Annotated in this window: 11 protein-coding genes; all 11 read right to left on the reverse strand. The window is 64.4% G+C overall.

The window, feature by feature from the left end:
• Positions 1–136: 136 nt before the first annotated feature.
• The gene (locus ACE039_RS20195) at positions 137–1435 is read right to left on the reverse strand and encodes a sulfate adenylyltransferase subunit 1 (RefSeq protein ID WP_485811396.1); all 1299 of its coding nucleotides are present in this window, start codon (positions 1433–1435) and stop codon (positions 137–139) included.
• Between the two features lie 41 nt (positions 1436–1476).
• Positions 1477–2385, reverse strand: a complete 909-nt coding sequence (gene cysD / locus ACE039_RS20200; RefSeq protein ID WP_105554947.1) for a sulfate adenylyltransferase subunit CysD — start codon at positions 2383–2385, stop codon at positions 1477–1479.
• A gap of 40 nt (positions 2386–2425) precedes the next feature.
• Complete coding sequence (locus tag ACE039_RS20205) at positions 2426–3196, reverse strand: phosphoadenylyl-sulfate reductase (protein ID WP_485823190.1); 771 nt, start codon at positions 3194–3196, stop codon at positions 2426–2428.
• The gene (locus ACE039_RS20210; protein WP_485811399.1) at positions 3193–4257 is read right to left on the reverse strand and encodes a sulfate/molybdate ABC transporter ATP-binding protein; all 1065 of its coding nucleotides are present in this window, start codon (positions 4255–4257) and stop codon (positions 3193–3195) included. The genes ACE039_RS20205 and ACE039_RS20210 overlap by 4 nt, the downstream gene beginning before the upstream one ends.
• A gap of 26 nt (positions 4258–4283) precedes the next feature.
• On the reverse strand, positions 4284–5186 hold the full coding sequence (gene cysW / locus ACE039_RS20215) for a sulfate ABC transporter permease subunit CysW (RefSeq protein WP_485811400.1): 903 nt from the start codon (positions 5184–5186) through the stop codon (positions 4284–4286).
• On the reverse strand, positions 5183–6073 hold the full coding sequence (gene cysT / locus ACE039_RS20220; protein WP_369868202.1) for a sulfate ABC transporter permease subunit CysT: 891 nt from the start codon (positions 6071–6073) through the stop codon (positions 5183–5185). Before cysT ends, cysW begins: the two co-directional genes overlap by 4 nt.
• A gap of 24 nt (positions 6074–6097) precedes the next feature.
• Positions 6098–7126 (reverse strand): sulfate ABC transporter substrate-binding protein, encoded by a 1029-nt coding sequence (locus ACE039_RS20225; protein ID WP_105554950.1) that lies wholly within the window; start codon positions 7124–7126, stop codon positions 6098–6100.
• A 212-nt stretch (positions 7127–7338) separates the two neighbouring features.
• Positions 7339–7980 carry a peroxiredoxin gene (locus ACE039_RS20230; RefSeq protein WP_105554951.1) on the reverse strand — a complete coding sequence of 214 codons (642 nt, stop codon included), beginning with the start codon at positions 7978–7980 and terminating at the stop codon, positions 7339–7341.
• 144 nt (positions 7981–8124) lie between these two features.
• Positions 8125–9951 (reverse strand): acyl-CoA dehydrogenase family protein, encoded by a 1827-nt coding sequence (locus tag ACE039_RS20235; RefSeq protein ID WP_485823191.1) that lies wholly within the window; start codon positions 9949–9951, stop codon positions 8125–8127.
• A gap of 133 nt (positions 9952–10084) precedes the next feature.
• On the reverse strand, positions 10085–11785 hold the full coding sequence (aspT, locus tag ACE039_RS20240) for an aspartate-alanine antiporter (protein WP_485823192.1): 1701 nt from the start codon (positions 11783–11785) through the stop codon (positions 10085–10087).
• Between the two features lie 22 nt (positions 11786–11807).
• Entirely contained in the window at positions 11808–13646 is a 1839-nt protein-coding gene (locus ACE039_RS20245) for a bifunctional aspartate transaminase/aspartate 4-decarboxylase (RefSeq protein WP_485811403.1), read from the reverse strand.
• Positions 13647–13735 lie beyond the last annotated feature (89 nt).

Raw genomic sequence — 13735 nt, forward strand, 5'->3', positions numbered from 1 at the left:
AGACGAGAGCCCCGTCTGAACAAATCGATTTCACCAGGCGATATGGGCCGGAGAGCCGCGCCAGCATTGGATTTGGAAGAAAAACAACAGCGAAATTCAGCCTCAGGAGCCGTTGTTTTCCAGCCCACCCCCGCGCTCAGCGCAGCATGCCCGCCGCCGCGGTCTGATGCGTGGCTTCGTCGATCAGGATGAAGGCTCCGGTCGCTGGCACGTCGGCATAACGATCAACCGCCAGCGCTTCGCGCGTGGTGAACGTCACGCGTCCGATATCGTTCATGCGCAAGGTGCCTTCGGTGTTTTCGACTTCCTGCAACTCGTGGATGTCGCGATGCGAGAGCACGGCGCGGATCTTCGCCGACGTCAGGCGCGTGCCGGACTTCAGCAGATATTTACGCGCGGGATTCAACGCCTGCGCATCCAGCCAGCACAGCTCGGCTTCGAACTCGCGCGTTACCTGCGCAGGCGCGGACGAGTGCACGATCACGTCGCCGCGCGACACGTCCACATCGCGGTCCAGCACCAGCGTGACCGAATCCCCCGCCACCGCTTCATCCTGCACGCGGTCGAAGACGCGCACTTCACGCACCACCGCCGTGACGCCCGAGGGTTGCACGGTGACCGCATCACCCGCGCGCAGCACGCCGCTGGCCACCCGGCCCGCATAGCCACGGAAGTCTTCCTTGCGGTCGCCATCGTGGCGCGCCACCCATTGCACGGGGAAGCGCAGCGGCAACGCGCGGCCGTCGCTGGCCAGGTCCAGCGACTCCAACAGCGCCAGCAGCGGCTGCCCTTCGTACCACGGCGTTTTGGGCGATAGCGTGACAACGTTGTCGCCATTCAGGGCCGACAGCGGCAGCGCGTCGAAATGCGCAATGCCCAGCTTGCCCGCCAGGTCGGCATAGGCGTCGCGGATGCGCTCGAACACGGCGCGGTCCCAGTCCACCAGGTCCATCTTGTTCACCGCCACCACGATGTGGCGAATGCCCAGCAGGCGGGCGATGGTGCTGTGGCGCTTGGTCTGCGCCAGCAGCTTGCCGTCCGCGGCGCGCGTGGCGTCGATCAGGATGACGGCGACGTCCGCCGTCGATGCGCCCGTGACCATGTTGCGCGTGTACTGTTCGTGCCCCGGCGCGTCGGCGATGATGAATTTGCGCGCCGGCGTGGAGAAGTATCGGTAGGCCACGTCGATGGTGATGCCCTGCTCCCGCTCGGCTTCCAGCCCGTCGGTCAGCAGTGAGAAGTCGATCCCGTCGCCGGCCACGCGCTTGTGCTTGGCACGCGAAATCGCGTCCAGCTGGTCGGCGAACACGCCCTTGCTGTCATACAGCAGGCGGCCGATCAGCGTGGATTTGCCGTCGTCGACGGAACCCGCCGTGATCAGGCGCAGCACGCCGTTGCCGGCGCCGGAAAGAAAAGAGTCGTTCAGTGCGTTCATGTGCGTCCCCTGCCGCCGGCCGCAGCCGGCGTATCCTGCATTCAGAAATAGCCTTCCTTCTTACGGCGCTCCATCGAGGCCTCGGAAGTCTGGTCGTCCATGCGCGTGGCGCCGCGCTCGGTGATGTCGGTCACCGCGGTCTCGGCGATGATGGCGATGGTGTCCGTGGCGTCGGACGCCACCGGGCAGGTGCACGAGATATCTCCCACCGTGCGAAAACGCACGGGCAGGCGTTCGACCTGCTCGCCATCCTGCGGCGGCGTCAGGCGCGTGACCGGCACCAGCAGGCCCTTGCGGCGGACCACTTCGCGTTCATGGCTGAAATAGATGGACGGCAACGCCAGCTGTTCGCGCTGGATGTATTGCCAGACGTCCAGTTCGGTCCAGTTCGAGATCGGGAAGACGCGCATGTTCTCGCCCCGGTGCACGCGGGTGTTGAACAGGTTCCAGAGTTCCGGACGCTGTGCCTTGGGATCCCATTGGCCGAACTCGTCGCGGAACGAAAAGATGCGTTCCTTGGCGCGCGCCTTTTCCTCGTCGCGCCGGGCGCCGCCGATGCAGGCGTCGAACCCGAACTCCTCGATCGCCTCCAGCAAGGTCACCGCCTGGGCCGCGTTGCGGGAATCGGTTTCGCGCCGCAGCACCACGCTGCCGCGCTTGATCGAATCTTCCACGCTGCGCACGATCAGCGTCTCGCCCAGTTCGGCGGCGCGCTGGTCGCGAAAGGCAATCACCTCATCGAAGTTGTGCCCCGTATCGATATGCATGAGCGGAAACGGAAAGCGCCCCGGCCGGAAGGCCTTTTCGGCCAGGCGCAGCAGCACCACAGAGTCCTTGCCGCCCGAGAACAGCAAGACGGGGTTTTCGCTTTCGGCAGCGACCTCGCGCAAGATGAATATTGCTTCCGATTCCAGCCAATCCAGGTGGCTGCGTTGGATCACAGCAGACATAGGTATTCCCCTAAAACAGATTTCGAATTCATGGTCGGCGTCAGTCGCCGCGCGCCACGACACTGATGACCCGGTTGCCTGCATGCAGGCCGCATTCCTTGGAGTCCGACGACTCCCACCACCAGCGCCCTGCCCGCAGGTCTTCGCCCGGGCGGATCGCGCGCGTACAGGGCTCGCACCCGATCGACGGGTAGCCCTGGTCGTGCAACGGGTTGTACGGAATACCCAGGGCGCGGATCACGGCCCAGACTTCTTCTTCGCTCCACTCGGCCAGCGGATTGAACTTGTAGAGGCCGAAGGTCGTGTCGTGTTCTTCCAGCGGCAGCTCGCCGCGCGTCGTGGACTGCTGCCGGCGCTGGCCGGTGATCCACGCGCCGCGGCCGGCCAGCGCGCGCTTGAGCGGTTCGACTTTGCGGATCTGGCAACAGGCTTTGCGCAGGTCGACGCTTTCGTAAAAGGCATAGGCGCCATGCGCCGCCACGTGCGCGTCGACCGCAGCCGCGTCGGGCCGGTACACCGTGACGCGGCGCCCATAGCGCGCGTCCACGGCATCCAGCACGCCAAGGGTTTCGGCATGCAGCCGGCCGGTATCCAGCGTGAACACTTCCAGGCCCAACCCCGAACCATAGATGGCATGCGTCAGAACCATATCCTCGGCCGCCAGCGACGACGCCAGCGCCGCGTCGGGGTAGCGGCGCTGAACCTGCGCCAACCGGTCAAGCAGCTCTCGCCAGCGGCGGGCCAACCCCGCATCCAAACCGGCCGGAAGCGCGGCAGCAAACTCTGAAGAAACCGCAGCAGACACCGTCATGGCTGCACCGCGAAAATGCGTGCACGGCGGGGACGCGCCAACAGAACCTCGCCGTCGCGCAGGTCCAGCTCCCGGTACAGGTATTCGGGCACCTCCGCTTCGATGATGGTGTCGGAATCCTCGCGGGCCAATTCCAGATAGGCGCTGGGTCCGGCCAGATATGCGTGCGACAGGCGCACCGCGATGCCCTCGCCGCCCGCGCGATAGCGCTCGATATCGAATTCGTGCGGCCGCACATAGGCGGTAGCGCGCCGGGCTTCGGCTTGTGCCAGGCCGGGCGCGGGCAACGACAGGCCGGCGCCTTCCCAGACCTCGCGCGCCGCCACGCCCTGCAACTGGTTTACATCGCCCAGGAAACCGTAGACGAAGGGCGTGGCGGGCTGTTCCCAGACTTCGCGCGGCGTACCCACCTGCTCGATACGGCCGGCGTTCATCAGCACGACGCGGTCGGCCACCTCCAGCGCCTCTTCCTGATCGTGCGTGACGAACACGCTGGCCACGTTCAGTTCGTCGTGCAACCGGCGCAGCCAACGCCGCAGTTCCTTGCGCACCTTGGCATCCAACGCGCCGAAGGGCTCGTCCAGCAGCAGCACGCGCGGTTCGACGGCCAGCGCGCGCGCCAGCGCAATGCGCTGCCGTTGGCCGCCCGACAATTGCGCGGGGTAACGATCCGCCAGCCAGTCCAGTTGAACCAGCGTCAAGAGTTCGTGCACTTTGCGGCGGATCTGGTCCTCGGCGGGACGCTGCGACCGGTGCTTGACGCGCAGGCCGAAGGCCACGTTTTCGAACACCGTCATGTGCTTGAACAGCGCATAGTGCTGGAACACGAACCCGACCTGGCGCTGGCGCACGTCGACCGAGGTGGCGTCTTCACCGGCGAACAGCACGCTGCCGGAATCCGGCGCCTCCAGCCCGGCGATGATGCGCAGCAGCGTGGTCTTGCCGCAGCCAGACGGCCCCAGCAGCGCCACCAGCTCGCCCGTTTCGATGTGCAGCGACACGTCGTTCAGCGCGCGGAATTGGCCAAACTGCTTGGATAGATTGCGAACTTCGATACTCATGCTTGTCTCCGTCTGAACCGACCGCGTCAGGCGACGGCAGGTTTGAGGGTTGCCGCCGCCGGACCGGGGTACTCGGTGGGCAGGTCCGCCGCGCGCAGGAAGCGCGCGTTGCGCCACTCGACCACGTTCTTGGCCACCAGCGTCACCAGCGCCAGCAAGGCCAGCAGCGAGGCCACCGCGAATGCCGCGGAATATTGATATTCGTTATAGAGAATCTCTACATGCAGGGTCATCGTGTTGGTCAGCCCCCGTATCTGCCCGGACACGACCGACACCGCCCCGAACTCGCCCATGGCCCGCGCGTTGCACAGGATCGCGCCGTACAGCAGGCCCCACTTGATGTTGGGCAGCGTGACGCGCCAGAAGATCTGCCAGCCATTGGCGCCAAGCGTCAGCGCGGCCTGCTCTTCCTCGCTGCCTTGCGCCTGCATCAGCGGAATCAGTTCGCGCGCGACGAACGGAAAGGTCACGAAGAGCGTGGCCAGGATGATGCCGGGCACGGCGTATACGATCTTGACGTCGTGTTCCTGTAGCCAGCCGCCCAGCCAGCCTTGCGTGCCGAACAGCAGGATGAACACCAGGCCGGCCACAACGGGCGACACCGAAAACGGCAGATCGATCAACGTGATCAGGAACTGCTTGCCCCGGAACTGGAACTTCGTGATGGCCCAGGCGGCGGCTACCCCGAACACCAGGTTCACCGGCAGCGCGATCGCCGCCACCAGCAAGGTCAGCCAGATGGCCGACAACGCATCGGGTTCGACGATGGCCGCCAGGTACAACTCCCAGCCCTTCTTGAACGCCTCGGCGAACACCGCCGCCAACGGCACCAGCAGAAACAGCGTCAGGAATCCCAAGGCGATGAACAGCAGCACGCCGCGCACCCAGCGCGGCTCGGTCAGATGCGGCGGACGGTCCGATGCGCTCATGCGAGCCTCCCCTGGTTGCGGCGGGCCTGCCAGCCTTGCAACAGATTGATGATGAACAACAGCGCAAACGACAGCACCAGCATCACCGTCGCGATGGCGGCGGCCCCGGCGTAGTCGAACTGCTCAAGTTTGGAAATGATCAGCAGCGGCGTGATTTCGGACACCATGGGCATGTTGCCCGCGATGAAGACCACCGATCCGTATTCACCCACCGCGCGCGCGAACGCCAGGGCGAAGCCCGTCATCAGCGCAGGCAGGATGGTCGGCAGCAACACGCGGCGGATGGTCTGCCAGCGGCTGGCGCCCAGGCTGGCGGCGGCCTCTTCGATCTCGCGCTCGACGTCTTCCAGCACGGGCTGCACGGTACGCACCACGAACGGCACGCCGATGAAGATAAGCGCGATCACGATGCCCAGCGGGGTGAACGCCACTTTCAGGTCAAACCATTTTGACAACGGCGCGCCCAGCCAGCCTTTTTCGGAATACAGCGCGGTCAGCGCGATACCGGCCACGGCGGTCGGCAACGCGAACGGCAGGTCGACCAGCGCGTCCAGGATTTTCTTGCCGGGGAAGCGGTACCGCACCAGCACCCACGCCACCACGGTGCCGAACACCAGGTTCACCAGCGCGGCCAGCAACGACGCGCCGAAGGTCAGCTGATACGACGCCAGCACCCGAGGCGCCGTCACGGTGTCCCAGAACCCCTGCCATCCCAGCTCGGCGCTTCTCAAGGGCAGCGCGGCCAACGGGATCAGCACCAGCACACTCAGGTACAGCACCGCGTATCCCATGGAAATGCCGAATCCGGGCAGCACGCCGGGGCTGTTGCGCCGAACGGCAAAAGGCGCTTGCGCGCCGTTTGCCGCCGGGTTCGAGGCTGTAGTCATGACTATCGTCCGCTCGTTGTCCGTTTATTTCTTCTGCGGCAGATAGATCTGATCGAACGTGCCGCCGTCGCTGAAGTGGTCCTTCTGCGCCTTGCGCCAGCCGCCGAAGATCTTGTCGTCGATGGTGACGAGCTTGACCTTGGGAAACTTGCTTTCGTACTTGGCGGCCACCGTCTTGTCGATCGGGCGGTAATAGTTCTTCGCGATGATCTCCTGCGCGGCGGGCGTGTACAGGAATTCCAGGTAGGCCTGCGCCGCGGCCCGTGTTCCCTTCTTGTCCACGATCTTGTCCACGATCGCGATCGGCGGCTCGGCCAGGATCGACAGCGACGGCACCACGATGTCGAACTTGTCAGGCCCCAGTTCTTCAAGCGCCAGGAACGCTTCGTTCTCCCAGGCCAGCAGCACATCGCCGACGCCGCGTTCGACAAAGGTGGTGGTGGCGCCGCGAGCGCCGGTGTCCAGCACCGGCACGTGCTTGAGCAGGTCGCCCACATAGGCGCGCGCCTTCTCTTCGCTGCCGCCGTTCTTCTCCAGCGCATAGGCCCACGCGGCCAGGTAGTTCCAGCGCGCGCCGCCCGACGTCTTCGGGTTCGGGGTAATGACCTGGACGCCGTCCTTCACCAGGTCGTCCCAGTCCTTGATGGCCTTGGGGTTGCCCTTGCGCACCAGGAAGACGATGGTGGAGGTATAGGGCGAGCTGTTTTGCGGCAGACGGCTCTGCCAGTTCGCGGGCAGCAGGCCGCGGTCGGCGATGGCGTCGATGTCGTAGGCCAGCGCCAGCGTCACCACGTCGGCTTCCAGGCCGTCGATGACAGAGCGCGCCTGGCGGCCGGAGCCGCCGTGCGATTGGCGGATCGTCAGGTCGACGTTGGCCTTGTCCTTGTATTGCTTGATGAAGGCGTCGTCGATGGCGCGGTACAGCTCGCGCGTCGGGTCGTACGAGACGTTCAGCAGCGTCTGCTTTTGCTGAGCCTGCGCCGGCGCGACCGCCGCCAGCGAAAATGTCACCGCCGCTAACGCGGCCAACCAACCGGCTTTCCCGAAAGACATCCCTTGCTCCCTGTATTTGGCAATATGGAAGCAAGTGTGCTGGCTGGCCATTCTGAACGGAACGAATCATTTTTTGATTGCTCATCGCTCCCAGACATATAGGATCCGTGTCCCAACAATGAAAAACCGCCGCGTTTCCCTATGGAAAGGCGGCGGTTCGGGCGGCGGTGGAACGCCCGCGGAATGCGGAGGCTACCCCCCGGAATTCGAATTTACTTATTCGGCTGGGGCGTAATGCGCAGGTACGGACGCACGGCCTTGTAGCCCTTGGGGAATTTCTGCTTGATCACCGCTTCGTCCTGCAAGGACGGCACGATGATTACGTCATCGCCGTCTTCCCAGTTGACCGGGGTGGCCACGCTGTGGCTGTCGGTCAATTGCAGCGAATCAATGACGCGCAGGATCTCGTTGAAGTTGCGGCCGGTGCTGGCCGGATACGTGATGATCAGGCGCACCTTTTTATTGGGGTCGACGATGAACACCGAACGCACCGTCAGCGTGGCATTGGCGTTCGGGTGGATCATGTCGTACAGCTCGGACACCTTGCGGTCCTTGTCGGCCAGGATCGGGAAGTTGACCTTGGTCGATTGCGTGTCGTTGATGTCCTCGATCCACTTGGAATGGGAATCGGCGCCGTCCACCGACAGCGCCAGCACCTTCACGTTGCGCTTGGCGAATTCGTCCGCCAGCTTGGCGGTGTAGCCGAGTTCGGTCGTGCACACGGGCGTGAAGTCGGCCGGGTGCGAAAAGAGCACCCCCCAGCTGTTGCCCAGATACTCGTGGAAGCGGATAGGGCCAGCCGAGGATTCCTGTTCGAAATCAGGGGCGGTATCGCCCAGACGTAGATGACTCATGGTTTCTCCTGTATGCGGATTCAGTGGGGGACCGGCGGCGCGCGACCGCTGCCACCGGGGAAGTCGTTCCATGCGGAGATTACCGCGGGTAAAACGATTCTTCCATCAAACCTTTGGCTGGGGAAATACGCAAGCCATATAACCTTATGCAATATCTGCAGCGGCGCCGCACGCCTCTGCGACCACCCCGGCCCGAACCGCCGCGGACAGTGCCAACGCGCGCGGCAGGATGTACGCGGCATAGAACAATCCTGTCGCGATTTTCGATTTGTGGAACGGGTCCGTGGACCCCGCGGCCAGGTGTTTTCGGCACGCCAGCACCGCGCGCGCCATCTGCCAGCCGCCATGCACCACGCCGGCCAGCATCAGGTATGGAACGCTGCTGGAGTAGACCGCCCGGATGTTGGCGGCCGACTGCTCCAGGATGAAGCCCACACCCGCCTCGTACGCCTGGATGGCGCCATCCAGGTTGTCGCGCAGCAGCCGCAGCGCATCGCGTTCCGCTGCGGCGGCGCGCGTGGATTCCGCTTCCACGGCGCGCAGCGTTTCGCGCATGGCGGCGATGGCCGCATAGGCGGTGGCGCCGCCGTCACGCTGCGTCTTGCGGCTGACCAGATCGTTGGCCTGGATCGCGGTGGTGCCTTCATAGATGGGCAGGATGCGGGCGTCGCGGTAGAACTGCGCCGCGCCGGTTTCCTCGATGAACCCCATGCCGCCGTGCACCTGCACGCCCAGTGACGCAACCTCTACCGCGGTCTCGGTCGAGAAGCCTTTCACGATGGGCACCATGTATTCGTAGAACGCGCGGTTGCGCGAACGCTGCTCCGGATCGGGATGGTGCGTGCCCTTGTCGTGCGCCGCCGCCGTCACGTAGGACACCGCGCGGGCGGCCTCCGTCAACGATTTCATGGTCAACAGCATGCGTTGCACATCGGGATGCCGCACAATCGCCACCGGCCCCGCCGACCCTTCCACCGCGCGTCCCTGCACGCGTTCGCGCGCATACGCCAGCGCATGCTGGTAGGCGCGTTCGGACACGCCGATGCCTTGCTGCCCCACGGCATAGCGCGCGGCGTTCATCATGATGAACATGTATTCCAGGCCACGGTTCAATTCACCGACCAGATAGCCCACGGCGCCCTCGCCCACTTCGCCCTTGCCGGCGCCGTACAGCAGCACCGCCGTGGGGCTGCCATGGATGCCCAATTTGTGTTCCAGCGAGGCGCACCAGACATCATTGCGCTCGCCCAGGCTGCCGTCGGCCTCGACCATGAACTTCGGTACGATGAAAAGCGAAATCCCCTTCACCCCCGCTGGCGCGTCCGGGGTGCGGGCCAGCACCAGATGGATGATGTTCTCGGCCAGGTCGTGCTCGCCATAGGTAATGAAGATCTTCTGGCCCGACAGGCGAAAGCTGCCGTCGTCCTGCCGGACGGCGCGCGTGGCGACCTGGGCCAGGTCCGAACCGGCCTGCGGCTCGGTCAGGTTCATGGTGCCGGTCCACTTGCCGCTGATCAGGTTGGGGACGTATTGCTTGCGCTGCGCCTCCGACCCCACGGTCAGCACGGCTTCGATCACGCCGTCCGTCAACATCGGGCATAAAGAGAAGGCCAGGCTGGCCGCCTGGATGTTCTCTCCAGGCGCCGCGGCGACCAGTTTGGGCAGGCCTTGCCCGCCCCATGCCTGCGGATGCTGCAAGCCTTGCCAGCCCCCCGCCGCGTAATCCTTGAAACCCTGGGCGTAGCCCGGCGTGGTCCTTACCTGCCCATCCTTCCAGACCGGCGGCTGCGTGTCACCGGGCACGTTCAAGGGGGCCACCGCCTGCTCCACGAAGCGCCCGTTCTCTTCCAGGATGGCGTCCACCAGGTCGGGGGTGACGTCACCGAATCCGGGAAGTTTCAGGATATCGTCCAGTCCGGCCAGTTCCTTCAGGGCGAAGCGGAAGTCCTGCAGCGGGGTTACGTAAGGCATGGTGTCTCCGTGTGCAACGGACCCCGAGGCGCGGAGCGCCTCGGAGTCGGATGCGTTTCTTGATACGCGCGTCTGATTGCACGCGTCGGGATGCGTCAAGCGCCGCATCATCCGGCGGATAGCCGGACGGGCGCTAACTCAGATGGTACGCCAATGACACAATGATCGGCCCCAGCACCGGCAGCAGCACATTGGCAATGGCATAGGTCACGGTGTAACCCAATAGCGGCACGGAGCTGCCGCTGGCCCCCAAGATAGCGCTGATCGCGGGCGTGCTGACGTGCTGCCCGGCGATGGCACCCACCAGAAGCGGCCCCTCGATCTTCAGGATCTTGTGGCCCACCCACAGCGACAGGCAGGCCGGCCCCAGCGACACCAGCAGCCCGATCAAGGGCAGCACGGCACCGTGTTCGCGAATCAGCGAAATTGCCTCGGGCCCCGCGGACAAGCCCACGCAGGCCACGAATACCGCCAGGCCCAGATCTTTCAGCAGTTGCACCGCATGGTCCGGCATATGGCCGATGGCGGGCCGCTTGGCGTTGATCCAGCCGCAGACCAGGCCGCTGACCAGGGCGCCGCCCCCGCTGCCCAGCGACACCGGGATGCCCCACAAGCGGGCGCTCAGGGCGCCGATCATCAGGCCGACGAGGATGCCGAACGCCAGGAACACCAGATCGGTCACGCCGCTGCGGCGCAATTCGTTGCCCAACGCGGCACCGGCTTGTGACAGCTCCGGCTCGGTTCCCACCAAGGTCACCAGATCGCCGTATTGAACGACGGTAGCCGGCGTCAGGGGCAGCACATGGCCGGACCGCACGATGGATTGAACGAAAACGCCGCGCGCGCGCCGGGCGCCGGGCCGCTTGCCCAATTCGGCCAGCGTGTGCCCGTTGATCGCCTTCTTGCTGACGATGATGGCCAGTTCACTCAGTTGCAGGTCCTCCGCATGCGCTTCGGGCAACTGGATTTCAGGGCCGACCACTGAACCGGCGCGCAACGCGAAGCGGCGCAGGCCCAGCACCACCACGATGTCACCCGTGGCCAGGGTGTCTTCCGGCGTGGCGTCGACCGCCTCGCCATTGCGCAGGATGCGGCTGATCACCGTCCGCCCGCCCAGTTGCGCCTCGACGTCGGCCACGTTCATGCCGTTGGCGTCCTTCACCACATGGGCACGCCCCACCAGTCTTGGCAATGTCGGCAGATTGACGTCTTCCTCGTCGCCCGACGCCACGCCCAGCTTTTCCTCCAGGGCCTTGGAGGCCTCGCGCAGATTGATGCGCAACAGCGCCGGCGCAACTTGGCTGGTGAAGAAGACGATGCTGATCAGTCCCACCAGATAGGTCAGCGTGTAGGCCGTGGCGATGTTGGCCTCCATGCGCTGCACCTCGGCATCCGGCAGTCCCAGGTGCTTGAGCGCCTCGGCAGCCGTGCCCACCACGGCGGATTCCGTGGCCGCCCCCGCCGCCAGACCAGCCGCCGTGCCGGCGTCCAGGCCGAACAAGGGCACGGCCGCCAGCACGATGGTCAGCACCAACAGGGCCTCGATGATCGGCAGCACGATGTAGCGCAGGCTGGACCGGTTGAGGTTGGCGAAGAACTGCGGGCCACCGGAGTAGCCCATGGCGAAAATGAACAGAGCGAACGCAACCTCTTTCAGGTCGCCGCGCATCTGGCAACCCGTCTGGCCGATCAGCAGGGCGACGATGAGCGTTCCGCACACCCCCCCCAGCTGGATCGGCCCGACCTTCAGTTTGCCGATCAGATATCCCAAACCCACCGTGACGAACAACACCGCGATGGGGACGTTATTGAAAAATCCGATCGAGCACGTCATAGCTCATGTCGCCTGTGGTTGTCTACTTGCGGGCGGTGGCCTTCTTGGCGGATTTGGCCGCCGTGTCCGCTTGCTTGACTGCTTTCTTCACGGCTTTCTTCACCGCCGTCTTGGCGACCTTCTTCGTGGCCGTCTTTGCCACGCGCTTGGCCGCACCCGCTTTCACCGTCTGGCCCTTGCCGGCAGTCGGACCCGAACGCACCAGTTCGGACGCCTTCCATGCCTCGACGTATTCGGTCGCGCACTCGACCATGTATTTGCCGATCTTGGCGTAATCGGCATCGTCAAGGTTGGCCAGCGAGATGCGGATGGACCACGGCGGGCCGCCGAAGCCGCCGCCATCCATCAAGACCACACCGGATTTTTCGGCCAGGCGGAACAGGAAGTCCACCGGCTCGTAGTTCGATGTCATGTACTTGCAGAAGGCGTCGCCATACATGACCTTGGCCCACACCATGAAGTCCAGTTCAACGTAATACCAGGCACGCATGGGATCTTCCGGCGGCAACGGAATACCCAGGCCGCTCCACAGCGAGTCGCGGCGCGCACGCACGATCTGCATCGTCAGGTGCTTGTAGGCGTCCTTCAGATCCAGCAGGTGAGACAGCGCAAAAAAGCACATCTGTACCTGCTGCGGCAAGGACAGGCCGGCCGTGTGGTTCAGCGCCACGTTGCGGCTGTCAGCCACCATGCGGTCGATGAACTTCAGCTTTTCGGGCTCCATCGTCATCGCGCCGTAGCGCTTGTTCAGACGCTGCTTCCACGCCGCAGGAAGTTCGGCGATGCGTCGGTCCATGGTGTTTTTCTCGTGCGTGGCGATCACGCCCAGACGCCAGCCCGTGCAACCGAAGTTCTTGGAAAAGGAATAGACGCAGATGGTGTTGTGCGGCACTTCGGCCATCAACGACCGGAAGTTCGGCACGAAGGTGCCGTACACATCATCCGTGACCAGCACCAGATCGGGATTCTTGCGGATCAAGCGCACGATCTGCTTCATCTCGACCGGGCTGAACGCGACCGACGGCGGATTGCTGGGGTTCACCGTCACGGCGAGCTTGATCTTCGGATTTTCCAGCTTGGCGATTTCGGAGGCGGGATAGTGCCAATCGTGCGTGCCGTCGGCCCGCAGGCTGCTGGCGTTGATGGCGACGATCTTGAATTGGAAACGCTCAAGGTGCGCGATTTCGATATACGGCGTGAAGGTCGGCAGGAACAGCGCAATCGTGTCGCCCTGCTTCAACAGGCCGTTCTGCATCATCGAGTCGAAGATGTAGCACATGGCGGCGGTGCCGCCTTCAACCGGGAACAAATCGAACTTGCCCTTGGGCGGCCGGCCATCGCACATTTCCTTGATCAGGTAGTCATGCACGATCTGTTCGGTATGCACCAGCGCGCGCGGCGGCACGGGGTAGTTGTCCCCGATGATGCTGTCGCTCAGTTCGTGGATCCATTCATCCGGATCGAAACCCTTGATCTTGACGCCGTATTCAAGCACGCCCACCAGGAAGTCGTAGCCATCCTCGCCCTTGTGTTTGGACAGGAATTTTCGCAAGCGGTCGGCGCAACCTTTCTTTGCCGGCATGCCCGCCAGGATGGCATCGTCGCGCACGCGGCGCGCCTCTTTCATGGCGAACTGGCCCATCAGGAAGAAGGCGTCGCGCGGCTCGGTGGCGATCCAGTTCGGGTTGCCCCGGCCCGCGTTCAACATGGTCAAAGCGGCCGTCTGCTGATTTTCCTTGGCCAACGTAATCAGATAATCCTTCAGTTCAAACGGCGACAGTTGTTCAAGGTCGCGTTGACGCGAGCGGGTCGTCTTCAAGGTAGAAGCCAAACTGACGGTGAGAGGCGCGGTGGAAGCCATTATTCAGTACTCCTGGGTTGCGTATTGACAATCGCTGGCCGGGGCGGCGCGGGCGGGCACGCCCGCAGCCCCGAGGTGCTGCCCGCAAG

The sequence above is a fragment of the Achromobacter maghribensis genome, assembly GCF_057334215.1.